The sequence below is a fragment of the Couchioplanes caeruleus genome, assembly GCF_023499255.1.
Classification (GTDB): domain Bacteria; phylum Actinomycetota; class Actinomycetes; order Mycobacteriales; family Micromonosporaceae; genus Actinoplanes; species Actinoplanes caeruleus_A.
In genome coordinates this window covers 7,291,110-7,313,663 of sequence record NZ_CP092183.1, presented here as the reverse complement: position 1 = coordinate 7,313,663, position 22,554 = coordinate 7,291,110, and the positions used below count along the sequence as shown (strand labels likewise).

Annotated in this window: 25 protein-coding genes and 1 tRNA gene; 9 read left to right on the top strand and 17 right to left on the bottom strand. The window is 70.8% G+C overall.

What is annotated here, in order from left to right; genetic code table 11:
- The first annotated feature begins 46 nt into the window (after positions 1–46).
- Together COUCH_RS33715 and COUCH_RS33710 are read left to right on the top strand one after the other, a co-directional pair.
- On the top strand, positions 47–595 hold the full coding sequence (locus COUCH_RS33715) for a YqgE/AlgH family protein (protein WP_199515692.1): 549 nt from the start codon (positions 47–49) through the stop codon (positions 593–595).
- Positions 596–670: 75 nt separating this feature from the next.
- Positions 671–746: transfer RNA gene (locus COUCH_RS33710), tRNA-Ala, on the top strand.
- A gap of 884 nt (positions 747–1,630) precedes the next feature.
- Here the strand turns inward: COUCH_RS33710 and COUCH_RS33705 are convergent.
- Positions 1,631–1,912: a hypothetical protein gene (locus tag COUCH_RS33705; protein ID WP_249609214.1), complete on the bottom strand. Its 282-nt coding sequence runs from the start codon at positions 1,910–1,912 to the stop codon at positions 1,631–1,633.
- 273 nt (positions 1,913–2,185) lie between these two features.
- Positions 2,186–2,389, bottom strand: coding sequence for a transcription antiterminator/RNA stability regulator CspE (gene cspE / locus COUCH_RS33700; protein ID WP_013283833.1), 204 nt, complete (start codon positions 2,387–2,389; stop codon positions 2,186–2,188).
- 335 nt (positions 2,390–2,724) lie between these two features.
- On the opposite strand from cspE, the gene COUCH_RS33695 reads away from it, so the two are divergent.
- Genes COUCH_RS33695 through COUCH_RS33685 form a run of 3 tightly spaced genes read left to right on the top strand, consistent with a single transcriptional unit; the run spans position 2,725 to position 3,980 of the window.
- Complete coding sequence (locus COUCH_RS33695; RefSeq protein WP_249609213.1) at positions 2,725–3,186, top strand: SRPBCC family protein; 462 nt, start codon at positions 2,725–2,727, stop codon at positions 3,184–3,186.
- Positions 3,183–3,527, top strand: coding sequence for an ArsR/SmtB family transcription factor (locus tag COUCH_RS33690; protein WP_275980022.1), 345 nt, complete (start codon positions 3,183–3,185; stop codon positions 3,525–3,527). The genes COUCH_RS33695 and COUCH_RS33690 overlap by 4 nt, the downstream gene beginning before the upstream one ends.
- 18 nt (positions 3,528–3,545) lie before the next feature.
- Positions 3,546–3,980, top strand: coding sequence for an SRPBCC family protein (locus COUCH_RS33685; protein ID WP_249609212.1), 435 nt, complete (start codon positions 3,546–3,548; stop codon positions 3,978–3,980).
- A gap of 13 nt (positions 3,981–3,993) precedes the next feature.
- On the opposite strand, the gene COUCH_RS33680 is transcribed toward COUCH_RS33685, so the two are convergent.
- Together COUCH_RS33680 and COUCH_RS33675 are read right to left on the bottom strand one after the other, a co-directional pair.
- Positions 3,994–4,959: a helix-turn-helix domain-containing protein gene (locus COUCH_RS33680; RefSeq protein WP_249609211.1), complete on the bottom strand. Its 966-nt coding sequence runs from the start codon at positions 4,957–4,959 to the stop codon at positions 3,994–3,996.
- Between the two features lie 11 nt (positions 4,960–4,970).
- Positions 4,971–5,951 carry an alpha/beta hydrolase gene (locus tag COUCH_RS33675; protein WP_249609210.1) on the bottom strand — a complete coding sequence of 327 codons (981 nt, stop codon included), beginning with the start codon at positions 5,949–5,951 and terminating at the stop codon, positions 4,971–4,973.
- Positions 5,952–6,135: 184 nt separating this feature from the next.
- Here COUCH_RS33675 and COUCH_RS33670 point away from each other — a divergent pair, with 184 nt between their 5' ends.
- Positions 6,136–7,041, top strand: a complete 906-nt coding sequence (locus COUCH_RS33670) for an LLM class flavin-dependent oxidoreductase (RefSeq protein WP_249609209.1) — start codon at positions 6,136–6,138, stop codon at positions 7,039–7,041.
- 102 nt (positions 7,042–7,143) lie between these two features.
- Entirely contained in the window at positions 7,144–7,578 is a 435-nt protein-coding gene (locus COUCH_RS33665) for a hypothetical protein (protein WP_249609208.1), read from the top strand.
- A gap of 44 nt (positions 7,579–7,622) precedes the next feature.
- Here the strand turns inward: COUCH_RS33665 and COUCH_RS33660 are convergent, their stop codons facing one another.
- Positions 7,623–8,273, bottom strand: coding sequence for a GntR family transcriptional regulator (locus COUCH_RS33660; RefSeq protein WP_249609207.1), 651 nt, complete (start codon positions 8,271–8,273; stop codon positions 7,623–7,625).
- 75 nt (positions 8,274–8,348) lie between these two features.
- Here COUCH_RS33660 and COUCH_RS33655 point away from each other — a divergent pair, with 75 nt between their 5' ends.
- Together COUCH_RS33655 and COUCH_RS33650 are read left to right on the top strand one after the other, a co-directional pair.
- Positions 8,349–9,656, top strand: a complete 1,308-nt coding sequence (locus tag COUCH_RS33655) for a PQQ-binding-like beta-propeller repeat protein (protein ID WP_249609206.1) — start codon at positions 8,349–8,351, stop codon at positions 9,654–9,656.
- A gap of 22 nt (positions 9,657–9,678) precedes the next feature.
- Positions 9,679–10,266, top strand: a complete 588-nt coding sequence (locus COUCH_RS33650) for a MerR family transcriptional regulator (protein WP_249609205.1) — start codon at positions 9,679–9,681, stop codon at positions 10,264–10,266.
- 7 nt (positions 10,267–10,273) lie between these two features.
- Here COUCH_RS33650 and COUCH_RS33645 read toward each other — a convergent pair whose 3' ends face one another.
- From COUCH_RS33645 to COUCH_RS33590, 12 genes are all read right to left on the bottom strand, one after another.
- Positions 10,274–11,833 (bottom strand): ricin-type beta-trefoil lectin domain protein, encoded by a 1,560-nt coding sequence (locus tag COUCH_RS33645; protein WP_249609204.1) that lies wholly within the window; start codon positions 11,831–11,833, stop codon positions 10,274–10,276.
- Complete coding sequence (locus COUCH_RS33640) at positions 11,830–12,492, bottom strand: hypothetical protein (RefSeq protein WP_249609203.1); 663 nt, start codon at positions 12,490–12,492, stop codon at positions 11,830–11,832. The genes COUCH_RS33645 and COUCH_RS33640 overlap by 4 nt, the downstream gene beginning before the upstream one ends.
- Positions 12,489–14,228: a putative Ig domain-containing protein gene (locus COUCH_RS33635; protein ID WP_249609202.1), complete on the bottom strand. Its 1,740-nt coding sequence runs from the start codon at positions 14,226–14,228 to the stop codon at positions 12,489–12,491. Before COUCH_RS33635 ends, COUCH_RS33640 begins: the two co-directional genes overlap by 4 nt.
- A gap of 47 nt (positions 14,229–14,275) precedes the next feature.
- Positions 14,276–14,476 carry a hypothetical protein gene (locus COUCH_RS33630; RefSeq protein ID WP_249609201.1) on the bottom strand — a complete coding sequence of 67 codons (201 nt, stop codon included), beginning with the start codon at positions 14,474–14,476 and terminating at the stop codon, positions 14,276–14,278.
- Positions 14,476–15,069 (bottom strand): type 4a pilus biogenesis protein PilO, encoded by a 594-nt coding sequence (gene pilO / locus COUCH_RS33625; protein WP_249609200.1) that lies wholly within the window; start codon positions 15,067–15,069, stop codon positions 14,476–14,478. The genes COUCH_RS33630 and pilO overlap by 1 nt, the downstream gene beginning before the upstream one ends.
- Positions 15,069–15,782 (bottom strand): PilN domain-containing protein, encoded by a 714-nt coding sequence (locus COUCH_RS33620; protein ID WP_249609199.1) that lies wholly within the window; start codon positions 15,780–15,782, stop codon positions 15,069–15,071. The genes pilO and COUCH_RS33620 overlap by 1 nt, the downstream gene beginning before the upstream one ends.
- Positions 15,782–16,807, bottom strand: coding sequence for a type IV pilus assembly protein PilM (pilM, locus tag COUCH_RS33615; RefSeq protein ID WP_249609198.1), 1,026 nt, complete (start codon positions 16,805–16,807; stop codon positions 15,782–15,784). The genes COUCH_RS33620 and pilM overlap by 1 nt, the downstream gene beginning before the upstream one ends.
- Positions 16,808–16,841: 34 nt before the next feature.
- A complete protein-coding gene (locus COUCH_RS33610; RefSeq protein WP_249609197.1) occupies positions 16,842–17,630 on the bottom strand; it encodes a prepilin peptidase in 789 nt (262 codons plus the stop codon).
- 75 nt (positions 17,631–17,705) lie between these two features.
- The gene (locus COUCH_RS33605; RefSeq protein WP_249609196.1) at positions 17,706–18,167 is read right to left on the bottom strand and encodes a type II secretion system protein; all 462 of its coding nucleotides are present in this window, start codon (positions 18,165–18,167) and stop codon (positions 17,706–17,708) included.
- A 103-nt stretch (positions 18,168–18,270) separates the two neighbouring features.
- Positions 18,271–19,503, bottom strand: coding sequence for a type II secretion system F family protein (locus COUCH_RS33600; protein ID WP_249609195.1), 1,233 nt, complete (start codon positions 19,501–19,503; stop codon positions 18,271–18,273).
- 1 nt (position 19,504) lies between these two features.
- A complete protein-coding gene (locus tag COUCH_RS33595) occupies positions 19,505–20,635 on the bottom strand; it encodes a type IV pilus twitching motility protein PilT (protein WP_249609194.1) in 1,131 nt (376 codons plus the stop codon).
- Positions 20,636–20,731: 96 nt separating this feature from the next.
- Positions 20,732–22,399: a GspE/PulE family protein gene (locus tag COUCH_RS33590; RefSeq protein WP_249609193.1), complete on the bottom strand. Its 1,668-nt coding sequence runs from the start codon at positions 22,397–22,399 to the stop codon at positions 20,732–20,734.
- Positions 22,400–22,554: the final 155 nt, after the last annotated feature.

Genomic DNA, 22,554 nt, shown 5'->3' with positions numbered 1-22,554 from the left:
TGTGTTCAGTGAAGAGCAGCGCATCGGAGGTCGATCGGTGGAGTCGATGACCGGTCAACTGCTGGTCGCGACCCCGACCCTCAAGGACCCCAACTTCGACCGTACGGTCGTGCTGCTCGTCGCCCATGAAACCGGGGGAGCGCTGGGCGTGGTGCTCAACCGCGCCACCGAGGTGCCGGTCGCGGAGGTCCTCGGCGACTGGGGAGCGCTCGCCGGCGACCCGGCCGTGCTCTTCGAGGGCGGCCCGGTCCAGCCCGAGTCCGCCATCTGCCTGGCCCGTACCCGCCCCGAGGTCAAGAAGCGGGTCACCGGCTTCCACCAGGTCGCCGGCTCCCTCGGCACGGTCGACCTGTCGGCCGACCCCGACCGGCTCCGCGAGAGCGTGGCCGGGATCCGGGTCTTCGCGGGGTATTCGGGCTGGTCGCCGGGTCAGCTGGAGGACGAGATCGCGTCGGGCTCCTGGTTCGTCTTCGACGCGCTGCCGGGCGATCCGTTCGTGAGCCGGCCGGACGATCTGTGGGCCATGGTGCTGCGCAGGCAGGGAGACATCCTCGCGGCGGTGGCACACTTCCCGCCCGACGTGTCGCTGAACTGAAGTTCGGGGCCCCTGCGGTGCGGGTCGGCGGGGTGTGTACTATTTCCTTCGTGCCCGGGCGACCGGACATGGCAAGGGGCTGTGGCGCAGCTGGTAGCGCACCACACTGGCAGTGTGGGGGTCAGGGGTTCGAGTCCCCTCAGCTCCACCAGGAGAAAAGGCTCGGACTTCGGTCCGGGCCTTTTCCTTTGTGCCGACTGCCGCAGCGTGACCCGGCTGCGTTCGCGCCGAGGTCGACCGCGATGTGGCAGAAAAGGGAACGGTCACCCCGTCGGCGGGGTGGAACGGGTGAACAGGTTCGCCTCGTCAAGGCATGACGAGGGCCCCGGCGCGAAAGCGCCGGGGCCCAGGGTTACGGGTGATACACCATCTACCGACAGGTTCATCGGTTTGTCGTTTCCACACCTCGCCGCTGTGAGCGGCTTGCGGTGCGAGGATCGCATAAGCGTGACCGGAGACCACCTCACGTTCGATGGCGCTACGGTGTCCACCCTCAGAACTGCGAATCACATTCTGACGGCGGGCGATCCAACGGTGTTCTGCCCTCCCTTTCCTCTGCTTCCCTTACTGATGGTGCGGTCCTTCTGCCCCGCCGGTGTAGGAGCCCCACGCAAACTTCATGGCCCCGCACACGTGCGGCGGATCCTTCTGCATCAGGCAGAGCCCCGAGTGGTACCGGCCCTGCCTGCGGTTGCCTCGACCTGGAATGACGTCAAGGTCTTGTCGTGCGCTTGCCTTGCCTTGCCGTGTTGCGTGCGGTGATGCGTTCACCGCGGCTGCCGAGCGAGCCACGAGACGTTCCGGGCCCTGCTTGACGCTCGGTCTGCTTCGTCCGCGTCTTCAAGCGGTCTCTGCTGTCAACGGGAGAAACGTTATCCGAGCGCGCAGGAAAAGTCTAGGTCCGGAGGCATAGATTTTCTGGGCAGCAGGGGGACGTTTCAGGGGGCGTCGATGTCTCCATGGGTGAGGAGGCCGGCCCGCTGAGCATTGCCGCCGTCGCGGCGTGGAGGTGGCGCCGGGTTCTGCGGTGCGTCGTCAGAATGGTGCGGGCCCACGACCCGCCAATGACATCAGCACCTGCGTGGCGAGGAGCTTGCGCATGCCCGTGACGGCAACCGTCCCCACTCGATCGTAGGGCAGTTCCAGCTGCAGTCCTTCGCCTGCGTTGCGAAGCTCGGTCGTCATCTCGTCGGGACGGAACGTGCCGCCCCAGCCGTTGATTCCTCCCCGCTGGTTGGTGCTGAGCGAGGCCATGCCGGAGATGCAGGCGCCGTCGACCAGGGTCAGCTTCGCGGGGCCTGAATAGGTGGTTGTCATAGTTGCCTCTTTCAGGATCTCGCGCGGTCCACCCATGGTTGCAGATGCCGGGCCTTCACCGGGAATGAGCACACGGAGTCGGGGACGGGCTCGACTGTCAGGGCCACGGCGAGTTTCGACACGGTTACCCATAGCGGGCGGCCGGGGGGCCGCTCCAGCTTTCGCCGGTCACATCCGCGCGATGCGGTGACGAATCCGACGACGCGGCCCGGCCCGGGAGACGCCGAACGGCGGCCCGCTGAACCAGTCGGGCCGCCGTTCGCAGTGCGTGGATCAGAGCGGGCGGATGTTCTCCGCCTGCGGGCCCTTCTGGCCCTGGGTGATGTCGAACTCCACCTTCTGGTTCTCGTCGAGGCTGCGGAAGCCGCTGGCCGAGATCGCGGAGAAGTGGGCGAAGACGTCGGCGCCGCCGTCGTCCGGGCTGATGAAACCGAAGCCCTTGTCGGCGTTGAACCACTTCACGGTGCCTGTAGTCATGTCTGCTCCTTCGCAGGCTGTGGGGGCCGCACTGTGCGGACCCTCATGCCGCCGCGTTGATCACCCGCGTCGAAACGACACGAAAAACGAAAAGCGCCTGGGCGGGTTTCAGATAACCCACCAGGCGCCGGTAAACGTCTACGGAAATCAAAACTGCAACACCGGAAACCTAGCACGTGAACGGTCGAGTCCGGGCAGGGAGTGGACTAGGTCACTCTTCCGCGTACCGGCCTGAGAGGGTGGCCCGCCCGTGGAGTGCGTAGTGCAACCGATGGTTGCGTCGCTGGGGTGGCGGGCGTACGGTGATGTGCAACCAATGGTTGCAGGAGGGTGTCATGGAGTTCGGGTCCATCGAGCGCGAGATCTACGTCGAGGCCGCGCCGGAGATCGTGTTCGAGGTGGTGAGCAGCCCCGACCACCTCAAGCAGTGGTGGCCGGACGACGCGCGGTACGACGCCGTCCCCGGCTCGACCGGCGAGATCGTCTTCGGGGACTGCAACGCCGGCGGGAAGGTTGTCGCGTTCACCGTGGTCGACGTACGGCCTCCGACGCTGTTCTCGTTCCGGTGGACGCAGCCCGCCGGCGAGGTCGCCGCCGTCGGGAACTCGTTGCTGGTCACCTTCGATCTGACGCCGTCCGGTGACGGGACCGTGCTGAAGATGACCGAGACCGGTTTCCGGGAGATGGGCTGGGAGGCCGCCGTCCTGGAGGAGACGTACCGCGACCACGTCAGCGGGTGGGGCCACTTCCTGCCGCGGCTGGTGGCGTACGTGCCGACCCTGCGGGTGCGGCCGTGACCGCCGTCGCCGAGGTGGACGACGACCTGTGGTCGGCGATCGGGGATCCGACGCGGCGGCGGATGCTCGATCTGTTGCTGGTCGACGGGGCCGGCACCGCGACGTCGCTGAGCCGGCAGATGCCCGTCACGCGGCAGGCGGTCGCCAAGCATCTCGGGGTGCTCGACCGGGCCGGGCTGGTCCGGGCGACGCCGGACGGGCGCGAGCGGCGGTACCGGGTCGATGACGTGCAGCTGGCGCGGGCGGTGGCCCAACTGTCCTTTGTCGGCTCGGCGTGGGATGCGCGGTTGCAGCGGATCAAGCGGATCGCCGAGGCGATCCAGCGTCAACAGCAGGACTGACGAGAGCGAGGAACCGAGATGGTCGACATTCTGCACCGGGTCGGGGTCGCCACCCCGACACCGGAGAAGGTGTACGCGGCGCTGACGACGGTGGACGGCCTCCGGGGCTGGTGGACCGACGACACCGAAGAGAGCGGCGGTGTCCTGAAGTTCCGTTTCCCGCCCGGCGGCTTCGACATGGAGGTCGTCGGGACGGAGCCGGACGAGCACGTGACGTGGCGGGTGGTCGACGGGCCCGAGGAGTGGGTCGGGACCACGATCGACTGGGCGCTGCGCCAGGACGGCGACTACACGATCGTGCTGTTCAAGCATCAGGGCTGGCGCGAGCCGGTGGAGTTCATGCACCACTGCAGCACGAAGTGGGGTACGTACCTGATGAGCCTGAAGTCGCTGGTGGAGACCGGCAAGGGCGCCCCCTCGCCGCGCGACGTCCGGGTCGGCGACTGGGACTGAGCAAGCCGGGCGGTCAGGGGTGACGGCGGAGGCGGCGCAGCGCGAGGGCCAGCTGGAGCCGCAGCCGGCCGTGCGGGTCGCGTACGGTCCAGCCCAGCAGGTGTTCCGCGTGCGCGATGCGGTCCTGCAGCGTCGAGTGATGGACGCGCAGGGCCGTCGCCGCCGCGCGGAGGCTGATCGAATCCGCCACCGCCTGCAGGGTCGCCGGCATCCAGGGTGCCGCCGCTGCCGCGTGGTCGAGGGCCCGGACGTCCGGCAGCGACGACTGGTCGCCCAGGTCGGCGAGCAGCGCCAGCGCGCCCAGGTCGGCGTGGTGGACGACCGTCGGTCCCGGGTCCTCGTCGGTGCCGTCCGCGGCGAAGCGCAGGGCGGTTCTGGCCGCCGCCCAGGACGACGGAAGGTCGGGGACCGGTACGGCCGGACCCACGCCCACCCGGCCCGGGAAAGACGGTGGCGGGCCCGCGAAGACCTGCGGGCCGGTCTCCAGCGCGGCCGCCGTGGCGGTGCCCGCCGGGTCGAGGCCGAGGCGGCGCGCTGCCTGCAGGCGTACGTCCGGAGGGGCCGACGCGTCCACGACCAGCTCGACCGACGCCGGGTCGGGGGCGGGGGTGCGGCCCCGGGTGCGGTCGAGGACCGCCTTCGCCGCACCCGCCGCACGCTCCAGGATCATCGCGCCCACCGGGCCCGGCGGTCCCGGCTTCTCCAGGGTGAGGGTCGCCGGCCCGGCCGCGATCGACGGCCAGGCCGGGTCCGGCGGGCCGTCCGCCCAGGCGCTCTCGCCCTGCCGGGTGACGCGGACGCGGACCCGGCGCTGCTCGTCGACGAGCCGGGCCGGGCAGTCCGCCAGCATCGCCGCGCCGCGCACGATCGAGGTGAGGCCCGCCCGGGCCTCGACCAGGGTGTCGAAGTACGCGATCACCCGCAGTGCGGCGCCGGCGTCTGCGTCCAGGGCGGCGAGGCGGACGGCCAGGTCCTTCATGGTGAGAGAGGTTAGGCGTCCAGGAGGCGGCGGAGCCACCGTACGCGGGCGGCCTTCGCCTCCTGTGACAGCGCGGCCTGCGGCACCATGCCGTCGAAGCCGTGGAACGCGCCGGGCCACACGTGCAGCTCGGCCACGCCGCCGGCCTGCCAGATGCGCGTCGCATATGCCACGTCCTCGTCGCGGAACGTCTCCGCCGAGCCGACGTCGATGAACGCCGCGGGCAGGCCGCTGAGGTCGGTGGCGCGGGCGGGGGCGGCGTACGGCGACACGTCAGGGCCGCCGCGCGCGTCGCCGAGCAGGGCCGTCCAGCCGGTGTCGTTGGCCGTACGGTCCCAGACGCCGAGCCCCGCCATCTGGATCGCCGACGGGGTGTCGTTGCGGTCGTCGAGCATCGGGCAGATGAGCACCTGCCCCCGCAGCGCCGGACCGCCCTTGTCCCGGGCCATCAGGGCGAGCGCGGCCGCCAGCCCGCCGCCGGCGCTCCCTCCCGCGACCAGCAGCCGGCCCGGGTCGAAGCCCAGCTCGTCGGCGTGTTCGGCGGTCCACAGCAGGCCCGCGTAGCAGTCGTGGACCGGCCCGGGGTGCGGGGTCTCGGGGGCCAGCCGGTATTCGACCGAGACCACGACCAGGCCGAACTCCTCGGCCCAGTCGAGCATGTCGGGCACGCCCGTCCGGTTGTCACCGATGATCATGCCGCCACCGTGGGTGTGGTAGACGCAGCCGAGCACTCCCGTCGGGGCGGTCGGGCGGCAGATGAGCAGGCCGATGTCGGGGTCGCCGTCGAGGCCGGGCACGAGCCGCTCCTCGACCGTGAACCTGCCGTCGCGGCGCAGCTCGTCGTCGGAGGCGCGGACCATCGGGCTGTCCGCGCGCAGGGCCGGGATCAGGTCGGCGGTCAGCGGGGGCGGGTTCGTCTCCGCGACGGCGGCGAGCGCGGCGCCCAGCTCGGGGTCGAACGGCGGCGGTGTGGCCGCCACGGACAGCGTCATGCGGGCCTCCTCGAGGGGTCCGGCCGGTCCCGGCCGGGTGGTGGCTGTGATCAGGATGGTCCGGCCGGCGGCGGCCGATCCAGCGCCAGGCGGCGGACGTTACCCGCCACTTGGCGGTTCTGCCGCTGGCAGAAACGAGCCGTGCGGGGCGGCGACCGGCCGGCCGGGCCGCCATCATCGGGGCATGGCCCAGTTCTCGCTGCAGGTTCAACCCGTCGACGCCGCCGAGTGGATCGACACCGCCCGCCGTGCCGAGGCGGCCGGCTTCCACACGCTGACCGCCGCCGACCATCCCGGCTCGTGCGCCGCGCCGTTCGTGGCGCTGGCGGCCGCCGCCGCGGTCACCACCCGGATCAAGCTGGGGTCGTACGTGGTGAACGCGGGGGTGCGGGAGCCGATGCTGCTCGCCACCGACGTCGCCACGCTCGACGTGGTGTCCGGCGGCCGCGCGGTGCTGGGCATCGGCGCCGGTCACACGCCCGTCGAATGGGAGGCGGTCGGCCGGGTGCGGCCCGGCGTGCGGGCCCGCGTCGACCGCTGCATCGCCGTCATGGAGGCCACCCGGCGGCTGCTGGCGGGCGAGAAGGTGACGGTCGACATCCCCGAGCTGACCATGCACAACGCGGTGCTCGACAAGCCGCGGCCCGTGCAGGACCGGATGCCGCTGCTGGTGGGTACGGCGAACTCGCGGCTGCTGCGCTGGGCGAGCGAGCACGCCGACATCGTCGGGCTGACCGGCTTCGGGCCGACGAAGTCCGACGGCCATGAGCACCGGGTGCGGTGGCGGCTCGCCGACATCGACGACCAGGTGGCCCTGGCCCACGCCGGGGGCGAGCCGGCGCTGGAGGCGCTCGTGCAGCAGGTGGAGATCACCGATGACGTGGACGCGGCGCTGGCCGAGAACGCGCGCGACCTCGGCATGAGCGTCGCCGAGCTGCGGGAGGTGCCGTTCCTGCTGGTCGGCTCCGCCGACGAGATCGTCGCGGCGGTGCGCCGGAACCGGGAGCGGTGGGGCATCACGCGCTACGCGGTCCGGCGGCCCGCCCTCGAGCTGCTCGGGCCGTTGTTGCCCCGGCTGTCCGAGGTGTGACGCCCTGGAAAGTTTCGCCGGGCTTGTCATAGGCAGGCTTCTATGGGAGAACTGGTTCAAGCTTCAACCACTTCCCGGCACCTCCCGTAGACGAGGAGAGACATGAAGCGCATGGTTCCCGTTCTCGCCGCCGCGGCTGTCGCCGCCGGCGCCACGCTCGCCGGCGCCGCCCCGGCCTCCGCGGCCACCCCCGCGGTCGACTGCACCAAGGGTGATTACACCCGCGTCCTGCGCAGTTACGTCCCCACGAACGTGCAGCGGCCGGCAGTGGACGGTCACAGCTACAACATCGGCGGCCCACTGGAGTACGACTACGAGGTCTGCCTCGACATCCCGGACACCTCGACGTTCACCATCGAGGTGCGGGTCCGGGCCTCGGACGGGTCCACCCGGGTGATCGTGGACGACCGCCCCGGCGACAAGATCGTCCGCTACTCGCTGGCGCCCAACAGCTTCTGGCAGGTCTACGGCACGATGACCGGGCCGGGCAGCACGTACATCTACTACACCTGGAACGAGACGCAGACCACGTCCTGACCGGCCGACGGCCCGGGCCGCCCGCTCGTGCGGCGGCCCGGCCGTCACTCCTGGAAGAGCTCCTGCTCCACCTTGGCGCGGTAGTCCACGTAGATCTGCCGGTAGCGGGCGGTCGCGCCCTTGGTGTCGCCGTGTTCGAGCAGTGCCAGCACCTCGTCGTACCCCCTGATCCAGGGCTCCCAGAGGTCGCTGTCCGCGCCCATCGCCAGGATGCGCAGCGTACGGGCGACCACCAGGTCGACCATGGACTGCAGCTCCCGGTTGCCGCTGGCCAGGATCACGATCGTGCTGAAGTCCGCGCCGACCGCGCCCGCGGTGAGCAGATTGCCGGTGCGCAGCGCTTCCACGAACTCCTTCTGCCGCTGCCGCAGGAGGTCGATGTGCGTCTCGGTGAGGTTCTCCACCCCCCATTCGAAGCCGGCGCAGGCGAGCACGCTCATCACGTCGATGAGCTCGAGGGCGTTCTTGTGGGTCACCTTGGTGACGTGGCGCGTGCGGTTGGGGGCGATGTCGATCAGCCCCTCCACGGACAGCTGGGCGATCGCCTCGCGTACCGGCGTGATGCTGACCCCGAGGCGCGCGGCGAGCTCCGCGTCCTTGATCAGGGTGCCGGGCGGCAATTCGCCGGTGACTATCTCGTTGCGGAGCTGACGCACCACGGCGGCCGTACGGGTCGGCGGAACCGTGTAGGACATACCGGCAGCCTACCCACCGTGACGACGCGGTGGTGACCGTACCCGCGACGGGTTTCTCCGAGGCATGCTGAACGGGTGCCGGACGCCGTACCGCTGATCGATCTCGACCTCGCGCCGCCGCACGACCCGGCCGGGCCGGCGCCGCTGCGCCGGCTGCCGGTCCCGGGCCGGGCCACGCGGGTCGTGGGCGTGCTGGCCGCCGCCCTGCTGACGATGGCCGCCGCGTCGCCGCCGGCGCCGGCCCTGGTCCGGGTCCTGTCCGCCGGGGGTACGGCCGCGGCGGCGTTCACGCTCGGGCACGGGGCGCTGTACACGGCGACCTTCGGTCAGAATCCCGACAGCGAGGCCGGGATACGCCGGTACGACCTGCCGAGCGGCGCGCAGGTGTGGGCGACCGCCGTGCCGCAGAACGTGCAGTCGCTCAGCCTGGAGCCGCAGTCCGGGGTGCTGCTGGCCCGCTCCGGCTCGGACCCGCGGATGGTGTTCCTCGACGCCGCCGATGGGGCGGTGCTGTGGCACCTCGCCGAGGCCGGCACCTCCGCGGTGCGGCTCACCGGAGGCAAGGTGCTGCTGCGCACGGACGAGGCACCCGATCGGATGGAGCTGAAGCTCGCCGACGCGCGCACCGGCACACCACTGTGGACGCGGACGCTGGACGGCTACTCCGAGCTGCGCGACGACGCCGTCGGCGCCGGCCCGCCGCGGCGGCTCGTCGTCATCGGCTACGACGGTCACGTCACCACGCTGGACCTCGCGGACGGGCGGGTGCTCGGGACCGGTGATCTGGGCGTACGGCTGCACGCGGAATACAACAGCGACACCGACCTGGACTACACGAGCGTGGACGTGTCCGGGGAGGAGCTGTACCTGTCGCGGCGGGAAGGTGGGCGGGTGTCGCTGGCCGCGTACCGGTTGCCCGCGTTGAGCCCGAAATGGCTGGTCCGGGGCGGAGAGCTCGGCACGGTGTACGGCTGCGGCCGGATCCTCTGCATGTCGGACGGCCACCGGCTGAACGGCATCGACCCGGACGACGGCTCCCTGCTGTGGACGAATCCGGCGTGGAGCTCGGCCGGTCTGACCCCGGACGGCCGGCTGGTCGCCGCCACGTGGGCCGACGACCCGGAGACCGCCGAGATCGATCCGGCGTCCGGCGCGGTGCTGCGGCCGCTGGCGCACACGTTCTTCGTCGGCGACATCGAGCTGCGAGGTGACACGAAGCTCGCCGGGCGCACCTGGGTGAGCGTCACCGGGAACGACGGCGCCCCGCACACGGTCGGCGGGCTGGACACGACCGCTCCGTACGGGTGTGAGGCGGACGGACCGTATCTCGCCTGCCCGACCATCGCCGGGCCGACCGGCGTCTGGCGCTTGCCCCTGACGTAACGGGAGGACCTAGCGTCGAGCCATGAGCACGGACGAGACCACGTGGGGCGTCGGCGAGCTGGCCGGCGCCACCGGCCTGACCGTGCGCACCCTGCACCACTACGACGAGATCGGCCTGGTACGCCCGTCGCGCCGCAGCTCCGCGGGGCACCGGCGTTACACCGCGGGCGACGTACGGCGGCTGCACCGGGTCCTGGCGCTGCGCGGCTTCGGGTTCGCGCTCGGCGAGATCGGCGCGCTGCTCGACGAGGGGGCGGACGGGCCGGACGCCCGCGAGCTCCTGCGGCGCCAGCTCGACCAGGTCGTCGACCGGATCACGCGGGCGCAGGACCTGCGGAGGCGGATCGAGGCGGTGCTGGGTCGGTTCGAGGCCGCGGGCGAGGCGTCCGCGGCGGTGCTGGTCCGACTGATCGAGGGGATGACCGCGGTGGAACACACGTACACGCCGGAGGAACTGGAACGGATGGCCGCGAAGCGCCGGGAGATGGCCGAGCGGCTCGGCCCGGAGGAGCTCGCCGCGATGGCCGAGCGCCGCCGGGCGGCCTGGGAGAGCATGACCCCGCAACAGCAGGCGGAGATGCAGCGGAGCCGTCCGCCGCTGCCGCACTGAGCGACGCCTACTTCTCCTTGGTGTTGGTCAGCACCAGCGGCGCGTTGAAGTACGGCGGCGCGTTCCACTTCTGCAGCTCGTCGCCGGTGCAGGGCGCGACCTTCACCTTGGCGGTGCCGTCGCTGTGGGTGTCCGGGGTGGCGACGGTCAGGTCGGTGGGCGTGAGGCAGTCGCCGTTGGTGTCGACGATGCGGTAACTCGTGACCGGGTTGCCGGTGTCGCCGTACACGGTCCACTCCATGTTCTTCTCGGGGATCGGGCCCGAGCCGGCCGCGGGGCAGGGCTTCATGGTGACGTAGCCGCTGATCGCGTCCGGCGTCCGCAGGCAGTACCCGGGGTTGCTCGGGCCGGCGGTCCGGATGCGTTCCTTGGTCGCGTTCTTCAGGTCGATCGAGATCGTCGGCAGTGCCCACTGCTGGTTCCAGGAGACGTTGCCGGCCGGGTCCTGCTTGCAGAACCAGACGATCATGTAGCTGTACGTGGCCGTGTGGTTCGTGACGTCGAGGCAGCGGCTGAACTGCTTGTAGTTCACCAGCTGGTTGGTCTTGCCGGAGGCCATGCCGGCGCCGACCTTCGCCTCCGGCCGGAAGACCTGCTTGTTCGCGGTGCCGCCGCACCCGTCGATGATCAGGGCGTCCGGGGTGCCGGAGCTCTTGAGGTTGAGGCAGTACGCGTCCAGGTTCACGCCGTCCGAGGTGCCCTGGAAGTTGCCGCTGTTGTTGAGACTCCATTGCTGCCGGGCGCTGCGGCCGAGACAGGGCTGGAAGGTGACGGGGTCCTTGCTCTTGTGCGGAAGCGGGGCGTCCAGGCACATGCCGTTCGGAGCCACGCCCGTCTCGGAGCCCACCAGCTTGAGATTGAGATCCGCGGTGTACGCGAACCGCTGGTCGCTGGTGCCGCCCTTGCACCACTGCATCATCACGGCGGTGCCGGCGGCGGGCGTGGCGTCGGCGCCGCCGTCCATGCACAGCTGCTGCGGGCTGGTCGGGGCGGCGAGCTTGACCGCGCCGCCGGTGATGTTCTCGTTGTTGGTCTTGAAGGTGTACGTGGCCTCGAGGGTGCGCGTACCGGCCGTGCCCTTGGTGAGCGTCGCGGTGGCCGAGCCGGAGCCGGTCGCGGTGATCACGGCGGTCGTGGGGACGCTGACCGGGGGACACGGCAGCAGCGCCGGCGTGGGGTCGGTCGCGTCGTCGGGCACCCCGTAGTAGGCGATCTTCACGCCGTAGTACAGCAGCGAGTCCTTCGCGTTCAGCATGCCGCCGCTGTCCTGGCTGCCCTTGAGCGTGCAGGGCGGCAGGCTCTCCAGCACGCCCTTCATGATCGGGCTGCCGTCGGTGGCCGTACCGGCGGTGCCGGCGGCGCGCAGCTGGCCGAGCGCCACGTCGATGCCGATCTGCGCGGCGTCGAGGGCGACCGTGCGCGAGTCGGCCGTACGCGTCGTGGTGAACTGCCGGACGACGACCGGCACCAGGCTCGCGGTCAGCGACATGGCGACCATGGTGACCAGCAGCGCCATGGGCATCGAGCCTTCGTCGCGCGGCCGCCGGCGGCGGAACGGGTTCCTCACGGCGTCGGCCTCCCTTCGCTGCAGCCGTTGCCGGCGGGCGTGTCCTTGGTGGTGTTGAGCGCGGTGAACGTGGTGTCGATCTGCGCGGTGCCGGCCCCGGACCGGGTGGTCAGCTTGATCCGGAGCCGCTGGAAGACGCTCTGGAAGCCGGTGCCGACGGGGCCGCCGCTGGGCGTGGCGGTCGGGCTCGCGTACGGGGTGGCGCCGTACGCCTGCTTCTCGAAGAACGGCCGCCTGGCCGCCGTCGTGTCGACCTGCGACGCGATGGTCTGCCCCGGCGTCCCGGCCGGCAGAGGTGCGCCCCGGGTCCAGGTGAGCAGCCGCAGCACGCCCTTGTTCTGCGCGCCGGGCATGAGCTGCAGCTGGAAGCACGTCGTCGGGTCGGGCCCGGCGAACTCGACGTACCAGGGACCGGTGGAGGTGGCGTCCTGGTTGCTCGGGTCGGCGATCCAGGAGGCGTAGCGCAGCTCCCGGTCGAAGCGCTGGAACGCGCGGCTCAGCTCGTTCTGCGAGTCGCTCAGCGCCTCGGTGGCGTTGACCGTGCGGTAGATCTGCACGATGGCGCCGGTGAAGAGCACCATCACCACGGACATGACCGCGAGGGTCACGAGCAGCTCCGCCAGCGACGCACCGGCGTCGTCGGTCCGCCGCCGCGTCACGTGACGGTCCAGGTGAACATCAGCTTGGCGACGCTCGAGTCGCTGGTCACGATCAGGGTCACGTTGTACGTACCCTTGGCCGTCGGCTTGCCGCTGACCGTGGCGGTCGACGTGTTGCCGGGGCCGGTCGACGTCCGCGCGATCGTCACGCCGGGCGGCAGGTTCGTCGCCGTCCAGGTGTGCGAGTTCGGGTTGGAGCCGGTCGATCCCGCGGTGAAGTTCACGGCGGTGTTCACGGGCGTACTGCGGTCCGGGTTGCCGGTGGGCGACGTGATCGTCAGGTCGCCGCCGGAGCTCGGGGTCACGGTGCAGACCACCGTCATCGTCGCGGTGCCGCCGGCGCTGTCGGTCACCGTGACGGTGACGACGTACCGGGTGCCGTGCACGACCACGCCGCTGACCTCGCCGGTGGACGGGTTCATCGTCAGGCCGTCCGGCAGGTTCTGCGCCTGCCAGGTGTACGACCCCGTTCCGCCGTACGCGTACGGCGTGAACGTGCCGACGTTGGAGTTGTTCGTCATGCTCTGCGGCCCGGGGTTGTACAGCTGCACCGGCGTCAGCACGCGCCACGAGAACGTGGCCGTGGCGGCGCGCTTCCCGGCGTCGGTCACCGTGATCGTCGTGGTGAGCGTCTGCACGGTGGTCGGCGTGCCGGTGATGAGCCCGGTCGTCGTGTTGTAGCTGAGCCCGGTCGGCAGGCCGGTGATGGTCCACGTCAGCGGCGCCTGGCCGCCGGTCAGCACCGGCTGCAGGTTCACCGCGGTGCCGGTCCGGCTCGTCTGGTTGCCCGGGCTGGTGAGCACCGGGACCGCGACGACCTTCCAGGTGAAGCTGGAGACGTCGGTGCGCTTGTCGCGGTCGATCACGGTCACCGTGACCGAGGAGGTGCCGGCCGTGGTCGGCGTACCGCTGATCAGGCCGGTCGCGGCGGTCATCGTGAGGCCCGCGGGCAGGCCGGTCGCCGACCAGGTCAGCGGCAGGGTGCCGCCGGCGGACGCCACCTGCAGGCTGACGGTGTCGCCCACGTAGCTGACCTGGGCGGCCGGGTCGTTGACCGTGGGCGCCGGGCGCTTGGTGTCGAAGACCGGGTCGATGCCGATGCTGGTCATCGTCGAGGCCAGGTACGCGCAGACGTGGTCCACGGTCGTGCAGGCGCGGCTGGTCCACGTCGTGGCGACCACGACCCGGTAGAACGCCGGGCCGGCCGGGGTCACGGTGGCGTCGGCGGGTGCGGTGCACGCCCCGACGACGGACGGGCTGCCGGTGGCCACGCTCTGCCAGCACCGGCCGACGTACCACTGGGTCTGGTAGGTCGTGCCGTTGACGGCGGTGCCGACGGCCGTGGTGGGCAGCGGCGCCAGCCGGCCCTCGGTGGATCCGGCCGGCAGCATCGGGTCCGACGCCGAGCGCATCGTGGCGAGCCGCGACTTCACCGCCGCGGGGGCGGTGTCCCACTGCTGCTTGACGCTCAGCTCCCCGCGCCCGGTCAGCAGCGACTTGGGGTTCAGGGCCCGGACCCGTTCCAGCCCGTCGGTGGCGAGCTGGATCGCGACCTGCTGGTCCGCCTGCTGGTCGCTGGCGGCGAGGGTACGGACCATGAACGGCACCGAGGCGCCCATCACGGTTCCGATGATCGCCATCGCGACCAGGATCTCGACCAGCGAGAAGCCGCCGTCGCCCACGGCGCGCCGGTGGGGCGCACGGGGTACGGCGACAGCGGCTCGGTCGGTCGGCATGCCCGTCTCTTCGGTCGGCGGGCCCGGGACTTGAGGATTGCCTGGGCTCACGCCGCCGGGTCCGCCTCCACCAGCAGGTGCCGGGGCACGCCGGCCTCGTCGAGGATGCGCTCGACCGCGGCGATGGAGAGCCAGTCGAGCACGTCGTCGCCGTGCACGATGCGGTACCAGCGGGTGCGGCCGCGGCGGACCACCTCGACCCGCCAGGCCCCGTCCGGGGTCTGCATCGCGCCCTCGACGTCACCCATCAGTTCGTGGTGACCGTGGGTGCTCCGGCGCCGACCGGCGGTGCCACGAACGCCTTGACCGTGAGGTTCAGGCGCAGATCCTTGGGGTCCGCGCTCTCGCTGTTGGCGAGGCCGGCGGACTCGATGAGGACCGCGCGCTTCTGGGCGCTGCCCTGCAGCTGGCCGAGGAAGTCGTCCAGCTCGTCCGGCTTGCCGTCCGCGGTCAGCTGGATCTCGATGGACCACACGCCGGGCACGGCCTCGTCCTTCGTCGGGGTGCCGACGGTGAGGCCGCTGACGTCGACCCCGACGTCGGAGCCCGACGCCTGCAGCTGCCGCAGGAACGCGGGCACCCCGGAGTCGGTCGGCAGCGCGTCGCGGTAGGCGTCCCTCGCGGCGGTGAGCTGCTTCTCGTTCTTCCGGTCCGCCTCCAGCTTGGCGATCTGCTTGCGCAGGCCCACCATCTGCAGGTGCGCCGTACCGGTCTGGTCGTGCAGGGCATCGGTGTCGCTGGACATCGTGCTGACCACGCCGAAGTACGTCCCGGCCACGAGCAGGGCGATGACCAGGCAGCCCGCGGCCAGCCAGAGCCGGTTGCCGTATCGGGTAACCATCACTTGCCTCCGCTGGGCTTGCAGGCCGCCTGACCGAACCGGCCGCAGAGCGCTTTCTGGGTGATGTCGACGGTGAGGCTGAACGTCACCTTGTGGTCCTCGGTCGCCGCGACGTTGGTCACGTACGGGTTGGCCAGCGTCGGCTGCTTGGCGAGCAGGTCCACGTACGCGGCGACGGCCTTCTTGTCGGGGGCGGTGCCGGTGACGGCGACCTGCCCGATCGAGCCGGACTCGCTGGTGCTGGGCAGCGCGCCGGTGGTCTCCGCGGCGTCGCCGGCGGTGGTCAGCTTGCCGTTGACGCCGGTGACCGCGATCTTCGCCGGTGCGCCGGTGGTGCGCAGCAGCGTGAGCAGCGTGCCCCAGTCGAGGTCCTGTGCCATGACGGACTTGAGTTGCTTCTTGAGCAGCTCGGTGTCGCTGCGCACCTTGACCACGTCGGCGTATTTGCGCTGGTCGCGTTGCAGGGCGAGCACCTGGGTGGTGGCCTCGGTCAGCTCCCGGTCGGCCAGCTGCTTGCGGTTGTTGGCGTACGCGACCCAGCCACCGCAGGCGGCGGCCACGAGGACCACGAAGACGATCACCCAGACCCGGGTACGGCCGATCTGCCGCGCCCGGACGACCTCCTCGGGCAGCAGGTTCGCCGAGATCGTCAGCAGCCGGGTGGCCCGCTGCGGGGACATCGCCGGGTCGACCGGCAGGAGGGTGGTGGCCATCAGGCTGCCGCTCCCAGGGTCAGGCCGATCGACACCGCCGCCGACGGCAGGAAACTGTCGAAGCCGCGCTGCCGGGCCTTGCGGGTGTCGCGCAGGCGGCCGGCGTTGTCGGCGTACATGACCGAGACGCCGAGCTGCCGCTGCACGTGCTCGGCCAGGCCGGGCATGAGCGCGCTGCCGCCGCAGAGCGACACCCGGGTCACCTGTTTCTGGCGCTCGCCCGAGGCGAGGTAGGTGAACGAGCTGCGCAGCTCGCTGATGAGCGGGCGGACCGCGTCGGCCGCCGCCGTCGCGGTGTCCGGCCGGCCGTCGCCGTGCAGCCCGAAGCGGCACTTGAGGGCCTCCGCCTCGGCCGGCGGCATACCCAGCCGGGTGGCGATGCTCTCGGTGATCTCCACGCCGCCGCGCGGCACGGTACGCACGATCAACGGCTCGCCGTCGGCGTGCACGACCACGCTGGTGACCTCCGCGCCGATGTCGACGATGGCCTCGACCTGGGCGTCCAGCCGGGAGGCGGCGCGCAGCAGGGCGAACGAGGCCAGGTCGACGTTCACGACGTGCAGGCCCGCCTTCTCGACCGCCTGGACCAGCTCCATCACCGCGTCCTTGGGGATCGCGATGAGCAGGCCCCGGACCGTCGGGTCGGTGCCCGGCTCCTCGAGCGGGCGGAAGTCCAGCAGCGAACGCTCCACGGCCAGCGGCAGCATGTCGCGTACCTGGAAGGGCAGCGACTTGCGCATCTCCTTGGCCGGCAGGTTCGACACCGACATCTCGCGGACGACCAGCTGCGGGTTCGTCACGCCGAGCATGACCTTCTTGGTGGTGAACTTGCAGGCGGCCCAGAGCTGCTTGAGCGCCGAGGTGAGCGCGACCGGCTCGGCGAGGATCCCGGCCTGCACCGTTCCCGGCGGGAGCGGCACCTGGCCGAAGTTGGTGAGGGTGAAGTCGTCCTTGGCCCGGCGTACCTCCACGGCACGGACGGACGACGAGCCGATGTCCAGCCCGATCGGATTGACGCCAGCCATCGGTTCCTTCCTCTCTCGGTAGCGGTCGTTGCGGTCAGACGGTCGGGAAGAGCAGGGCGGCGTACCAGTCGGCGATGGGGGCCGCGGCGAAGACCGCCAGGAACGAGCCCGCCAGCATGTACGGCCCGAACGGGATGCGGCTGCCGCGGCCGGCCGCCTTGACCAGCATCAGCACGGCGGCCACGAGGCCGCCGAGGAAGAAGCCCGCGAACGCCCCCACGGCGACCGAGCTCCAGCCGAGCCAGCCCAGGTACAGGCCGAGCAGCGGGGCGAGCTTGACGTCGCCGCCGCCCATGCCCCGGGGTACGAGCGCGAGCCCGCGGTAGAAGACGTAGAGGCAGCCGGCGGCCAGGAGCGCGCGGAGCGCGGCGTCCCAGCTGTGCCCGGCGATCGCGGCCGGCAGGAAGAGCAGGACCGCGACGGCGTACGACGGCAGGACGATCTGGTCGGGCAGGCGCAGCACGTCCAGGTCGATCGCGGCGAGCGCGATGGCCACGGCGGCCAGGTACAGGTACGCGGGCAGCTCCCACGACCAGCCGAACCGGGCCGCGACCGCCACGAACAGCGCGGCGGTGCCGGCCTCGACGAGTGGGTACCGGGCGCTGATCGCAGCCTTGCAGTCGGCGCACCGGCCGCGCAGCAGCAGCCAGCCGAGAACCGGGACGTTGTGCCGGTTGCGGACCGCGTTCCCGCAGGACGGGCAGTGCGAGCCGGGCCGCACGAGCGACTCGCCGCGCGGCACCCGGTGGATCACGACGTTGAGGAACGAGCCGACCGCGAGACCGAGCAGGGCGACGACGCCCAGCAGCAGTGGCTGTGGCATGGTCCGTCCTTTCTCGGTCGGTCGCCGATGTGGTGGGTGGCGCCGCCGCGGCGACGCCACCCGGTGTGGCCGTGATCAGGAGCCGGTGCAGTCGGTCATCGAGAAGGACGCGTAGACCTTGCCGGACACCGATCCGCCGGCGGCGCTGTCGTAGACGTAGTACTTCTTGTCGGTGCCGCCGGTGTTGTAGGCGCAGATCTTGTAGGTGGCAGACGTCGTGGTGGACGTGAGCGTCATGACGGTCTTGTCGGACAGGGTGATCTTCTGCCCGCCGATCGTCTGCGGCGACGAGGACTGCGAGGCGAAGCCGGCCGGGTACGTGTTGCCGTTGTCGGTGTAGTACTGCTCGACGGCGCTGATGGCGCCACGGACGTCGGACTGGGCCGACTTGTCCGCCGCGCCCTGCCGGTAGTTCAGGTAGACCGGCACGGCGATGGCGACCAGCACGCCGATGATGACCACGACGACCAGGAGCTCGATGAGGGTGAAGCCCTCGTCGTCCTTCTTGGCGCGCAGCCGGCTGATGATGTCCTGCATTGGGGGTGACTCCTTCGGTGGCGTCAGGGTGAGGCGGGGATGGTGTTGTCCGGGCTCGGGCGCCCGACGTCGACCGGGAGACCGGTCGCCTTGCTCCAGGGCGTCAGTTGCTCTGGATGTTCTGGTAGATGGTGAACATCGGTAGGTACAGACAGATCACCATTCCACCGACCACGGCACCCATGACGAGGACCATGATCGGTTCGATCGAGGCGGTCAGGGACTCGGCGGCGCTGTCGACTTCCCTGTCGTAGAAATCGGCAACTTTGTCGAGCATCTGACTGATCTGACCGCTTTCTTCGCCGACTTCGATCATCTGGGTGACCATCTCGGGGAAGATCTTGTGGTGGCGCATGGCCGAGGACATGGGCTGGCCGTCGCGTACGGCGGACTGCACGTCGCGCATGGCGATGTTGATGACCTCGTTGCCGGTGGTCTCGCCGACGACCGCGAGCGCCTGCATGACCGGTACGCCCACGTTCAGCAGCAGGCCCAGGTTGCGGGAGAAGCGGCTCATCGCGAGCTTGCGGAACAGCGGCCCGAAGACCGGCATGCCGAGCTTCACCCGGTCGACCGTGAGCCGGAACGACTCGCTGGCCCGCATCTGGCGCTTGTACGCCACCGTCCCGCCGATCAGCAGCGTGAGCGTCAGCGGGCCGATCCAGTACATGTTGTGGCTGGTGTCGACGAGGAACTGAGTGATGCCCGGCAGCTCGCCGCCGAGGTTCTTGAACATGTTCTCGAAGATCGGGACGATGAACTTCAGCACCGCCGCGATCAGCAGAAACGTGAAGCAGAGCACGATCGCCGGGTAGGTCAGCGCCCCCTTGATCTTGCCGCGGAGCGCCGTGTCCTTCTCCATGCTGTCGGCGATCTGCTCGAGCGCACGGTCGATCATGCCGCCCGCCTCGCCGGCGCGGACCATGGCGATCATGAGCCGCGGGAAGATCCGGTCGTGCTTGGCCATCGCCGACGACAGCGACACGCCGCCGGACACGTCCGTGCGGACGTCGCCGAGCGCCTTCTTGAGCGACAGCGCGGTGGTCTGCTCCTCGAGGATGGCCAGCGAGCGGAGCAGCGACATGCCCGACGCGGTCATCGTGGCGAACTGCCGGGAGAAGACCGCCAGATCCTTGAGCTTGGTGCGGTTGCCCATCCCCGGGATCTTGATGTCCATGTTCAGGCCCTGGCCGGCCGCGGTGAGCTCGAGCGGCACCTCGCCGCGCTGGCGCAGCATGTGGGTGGCCGCGGCCTCGTTCGGCGCTTCGACCGTGCCCTTCGTCTTGCGGCCGGTCGCGTCGATGCTGTTGTAGTGGAACGTCTTGGTGGCCGGCATGTCACACCCGTCCGATCAGGCGCTTGAGTTCGTCAGCGGAGTGGCAGATCTCCATCGCGGACTGGATCGTCACGACGCCCTCGCGGACCCGCTCGGCCAGGTGCTGGTCGAAGGCGAGCATGCCCTCGCCGCCCCCGGCCTGCATGAACGACGGGATCTGGTGGGACTTGCCCTCGCGGATGAGGCTGCGGATGGCCGGCGTGGCGGTCAGGATCTCGCAGACCACTGCCCGGCCCTTGTTGTCCGCCCGCGGCGCGAGCGCCTGGGTGACGACGCCCTGGAGGCTGGCCGCGAGCTGGGCGCGGATCTGCAGCTGCTGGTGCGGCGGGAAGATGTCGATGACGCGGTCGATGGTCTGCGTGGCGCTCTGCGTGTGCAGGGTCGCCAGCACCAGGTGACCGGTCTCCGCGGCGGTCAGCGCCGTCGCGGTGGTCTCCAGGTCGCGCAGCTCGCCGACGAGGATGATGTCGGGGTCCTGCCGCAGCGCGTGCTTGAGGGCCTGCGCGAAGTTCTCGGTGTCCGAGCCGACCTCGCGCTGGTTCACCACGCTGCGCTTGTGCGGGTGCAGGAACTCGATCGGGTCCTCGATCGTGATGATGTGCGCGGCGCGGCTGCGGTTGGCCAGGTCCAGCACCGAGGCGAGCGTCGTGGTCTTGCCGGACCCGGTCGGGCCGGTGACCAGCACCAGGCCGCGCGGCAGGTGGGCGAAGCGGGACACCGACTCGGGCATGCCCAGCTCGTCCAGCGGCTTGATCTTGTGCGGGATGGCCCGGAAGACCGCGCCGCACGAGTTGCGCTGGATGTAGAGGTTGCCGCGGAAGCGGGAGACGCCCACGATGCTGTGCGCGAAGTCCATCTCCTGCACGCGCTGGAACTGCTCCCACTGCGTGGCGGAGACGGCGGCCCGGGCCAGCAGCGCGGTGTCGGCGGAGTTCAGCTTGCCGTAGCCGGGCAGCGGCCGCAGGCTGCCGTCGACCCGGATCATCGGCGGCGCTCCGACCGTCAGGTGCAGGTCGGAGCCGCGGGCCTCGACGAGCGCGATGAGCATCTGGTCGAGCACGGCCAGGTCGTCCGTGGCCGGCTCGGCCGGCGGCGCCGCCTGGTGCGGTACTTCGTGATCGAGCGTGTACATCCGCTGCACCCGGCAATCTGCTGGTGAACCTCTGACGCCTCACCATTCGGCACGGCCGCGGGCGGCTTTAGGACCTGTGCGGCAGGCCCCGGGTGCTCAGATCGCGACCCGGGAGACCTCGGTGAGCGACGTCAGCCCGCCGGCCGCCTTGGCCAGACCGTCCGAGCGCAGGTCGTACATGCCCTGGTCCAGGGCGACCTCGCGGATTTCGTTGGAGGAAGCGCGGCGGATCGTCAGCGACTCGATCTCGGCCGAGATGGGCATGACCTCGTGCAGGGCGATCCGGCCGCGGTACCCGGTGTTGGCGCAGTCGCGGCAGCCCACCGGCCGGTACAGCGCCTCCGGGATCTTGAGGTCCTGTGTCGGCCACCGGGCGGCCTCCAGCTCCTCGTCCGTCGGCACGTACGCCTCCTTGCACCAGTCGCACAGCCGCCGGGCGAGCCGCTGCGCGAGGACGCAGTCCAGCGACGAGCCGACGAGGAACGGCTCGATCCCCATCTCGGTGAGGCGGGTGACCGCGCCCGGCGCGTCGTTGGTGTGCAGCGTGGAGAGCACGAGGTGGCCGGTGAGCGACGCCTCGACGGCGATCTGGGCGGTGTGCGCGTCCCGGATCTCGCCGATCAGCACGACGTCGGGGTCGGAGCGCAGGATCGCCGGGAGCACCGCGGCGAACGTCAGCCCGGCCTTCGTGTTGACCTGCACCTGGTTGATGCCGTGCATGCGGAACTCGACCGGGTCCTCCACGGTGATGACGTTCACCTCGGGCCGGCTGATCCGGCCCAGGGTCGCGTACAGCGTGGTGGACTTGCCGGAACCGGTGGGCCCGGTGACCAGGACCATCCCGTGCGGCTTGGTGAACGACTCGGCGAAGCGGGTGAGGTTGTGCTCGGTGAAACCGAGCTTGCCCATGTCGAGGTCGATGCCGCCGGTGTCGAGCACGCGCAGGACGATCTTCTCGCCCCAGACGGTCGGCAGCGTGGCCGCGCGCAGGTCGACCTTGCGGTCCCGGATCACCACGGTGATGCGGCCGTTCTGCGGCACCCGCTTCTCGGTGATGTCGATGCCCGACATGATCTTCAGGCGCGAGGTCAGCGCCGACATCACGCCGCGCGGCACGGTGTCCAGCTCGTGCAGGACGCCGTCGATGCGGTAGCGCACCCGCATCTCGTCCTCGGTGGGCTCCAGGTGCAGGTCGGAGGCGCGGTTCTGGACGGCCTGCTCGATCAGGTTGTTGACGTAGCGCACGATCGGCGCGTCGTCGGCGCTGGTCACCTGCGCGGTCATGCCGGCCTGGTCGTCGAGCGAGGTGTCGGCGAGGTCGCCGAGGTCGCTGGCCTCGCGCTGCAGCCGCTCGATGATCCGGCGGACCTCGCTGCGGGCCACCACGACCGGGCGTACGGTCATGCCGGTCGCGGCCCGCACGTCGTCGAGGGCCACCACGTCGCCGGGGTCGGTGACGCCGACGGTCAGTTCGCCGTCGGAGATCGCCAGGCCGAGGACGCGGTGGCGGAGGACGACCGAGAGCGGGATGCGCCGCAGCGCGGTGGGGTCGAGGGGATAGCCGACCAGGTCGACGGTGTTCATGCCGAACGCGTACGCGGCCGCCTCGGTCAGCTGCTCCTCGGTGACGATCCGCTCGCTGATCAGGACGGCACGGACCGACCGGCCGGTGCGCTGGGCCTCGTCGGCGGCAGCGTCCACCACGTCCTCGTCGATGCCCATCTGTTTGAGGGCGTCGAGCAGCGGGCGGAAGGTCTGATCCATGACATCCTCACCAGACGGTGCTTGGGGGTTACAGCAGTCCCATCGGCCAATTCCGCCGCCGGCTGAGCAGGAGCCCGGCCCGTTCGCCGATGCCCGGTTGCCGCCGCTACGTGCCGTTCGTCCGGTTGGCGCGCGCCCGCATTGCAGAACGCTAA

What these genes read in the sequence shown, in the direction of transcription:
- COUCH_RS33715 (WP_199515692.1), top strand. Translation starts at nt 47, where the DNA reads ATGACCGGTCAACTGCTGGTCGCGACCCCGACCCTCAAGGACCCCAAC.
- COUCH_RS33705 (WP_249609214.1), bottom strand. Translation starts at nt 1,912, where the DNA reads ATGACAACCACCTATTCAGGCCCCGCGAAGCTGACCCTGGTCGACGGC.
- cspE (WP_013283833.1), bottom strand. Translation starts at nt 2,389, where the DNA reads ATGACTACAGGCACCGTGAAGTGGTTCAACGCCGACAAGGGCTTCGGT.
- COUCH_RS33695 (WP_249609213.1), top strand. Translation starts at nt 2,725, where the DNA reads ATGGAGTTCGGGTCCATCGAGCGCGAGATCTACGTCGAGGCCGCGCCG.
- COUCH_RS33685 (WP_249609212.1), top strand. Translation starts at nt 3,546, where the DNA reads ATGGTCGACATTCTGCACCGGGTCGGGGTCGCCACCCCGACACCGGAG.
- COUCH_RS33680 (WP_249609211.1), bottom strand. Translation starts at nt 4,959, where the DNA reads ATGAAGGACCTGGCCGTCCGCCTCGCCGCCCTGGACGCAGACGCCGGC.
- COUCH_RS33675 (WP_249609210.1), bottom strand. Translation starts at nt 5,951, where the DNA reads ATGACGCTGTCCGTGGCGGCCACACCGCCGCCGTTCGACCCCGAGCTG.
- COUCH_RS33670 (WP_249609209.1), top strand. Translation starts at nt 6,136, where the DNA reads ATGGCCCAGTTCTCGCTGCAGGTTCAACCCGTCGACGCCGCCGAGTGG.
- COUCH_RS33665 (WP_249609208.1), top strand. Translation starts at nt 7,144, where the DNA reads ATGAAGCGCATGGTTCCCGTTCTCGCCGCCGCGGCTGTCGCCGCCGGC.
- COUCH_RS33660 (WP_249609207.1), bottom strand. Translation starts at nt 8,273, where the DNA reads ATGTCCTACACGGTTCCGCCGACCCGTACGGCCGCCGTGGTGCGTCAG.
- COUCH_RS33650 (WP_249609205.1), top strand. Translation starts at nt 9,679, where the DNA reads ATGAGCACGGACGAGACCACGTGGGGCGTCGGCGAGCTGGCCGGCGCC.
- COUCH_RS33635 (WP_249609202.1), bottom strand. Translation starts at nt 14,228, where the DNA reads ATGCCGACCGACCGAGCCGCTGTCGCCGTACCCCGTGCGCCCCACCGG.
- COUCH_RS33630 (WP_249609201.1), bottom strand. Translation starts at nt 14,476, where the DNA reads ATGGGTGACGTCGAGGGCGCGATGCAGACCCCGGACGGGGCCTGGCGG.
- pilO (WP_249609200.1), bottom strand. Translation starts at nt 15,069, where the DNA reads ATGGTTACCCGATACGGCAACCGGCTCTGGCTGGCCGCGGGCTGCCTG.
- COUCH_RS33620 (WP_249609199.1), bottom strand. Translation starts at nt 15,782, where the DNA reads ATGGCCACCACCCTCCTGCCGGTCGACCCGGCGATGTCCCCGCAGCGG.
- pilM (WP_249609198.1), bottom strand. Translation starts at nt 16,807, where the DNA reads ATGGCTGGCGTCAATCCGATCGGGCTGGACATCGGCTCGTCGTCCGTC.
- COUCH_RS33610 (WP_249609197.1), bottom strand. Translation starts at nt 17,630, where the DNA reads ATGCCACAGCCACTGCTGCTGGGCGTCGTCGCCCTGCTCGGTCTCGCG.
- COUCH_RS33605 (WP_249609196.1), bottom strand. Translation starts at nt 18,167, where the DNA reads ATGCAGGACATCATCAGCCGGCTGCGCGCCAAGAAGGACGACGAGGGC.
- COUCH_RS33600 (WP_249609195.1), bottom strand. Translation starts at nt 19,503, where the DNA reads ATGCCGGCCACCAAGACGTTCCACTACAACAGCATCGACGCGACCGGC.
- COUCH_RS33595 (WP_249609194.1), bottom strand. Translation starts at nt 20,635, where the DNA reads ATGTACACGCTCGATCACGAAGTACCGCACCAGGCGGCGCCGCCGGCC.
- COUCH_RS33590 (WP_249609193.1), bottom strand. Translation starts at nt 22,399, where the DNA reads ATGGATCAGACCTTCCGCCCGCTGCTCGACGCCCTCAAACAGATGGGC.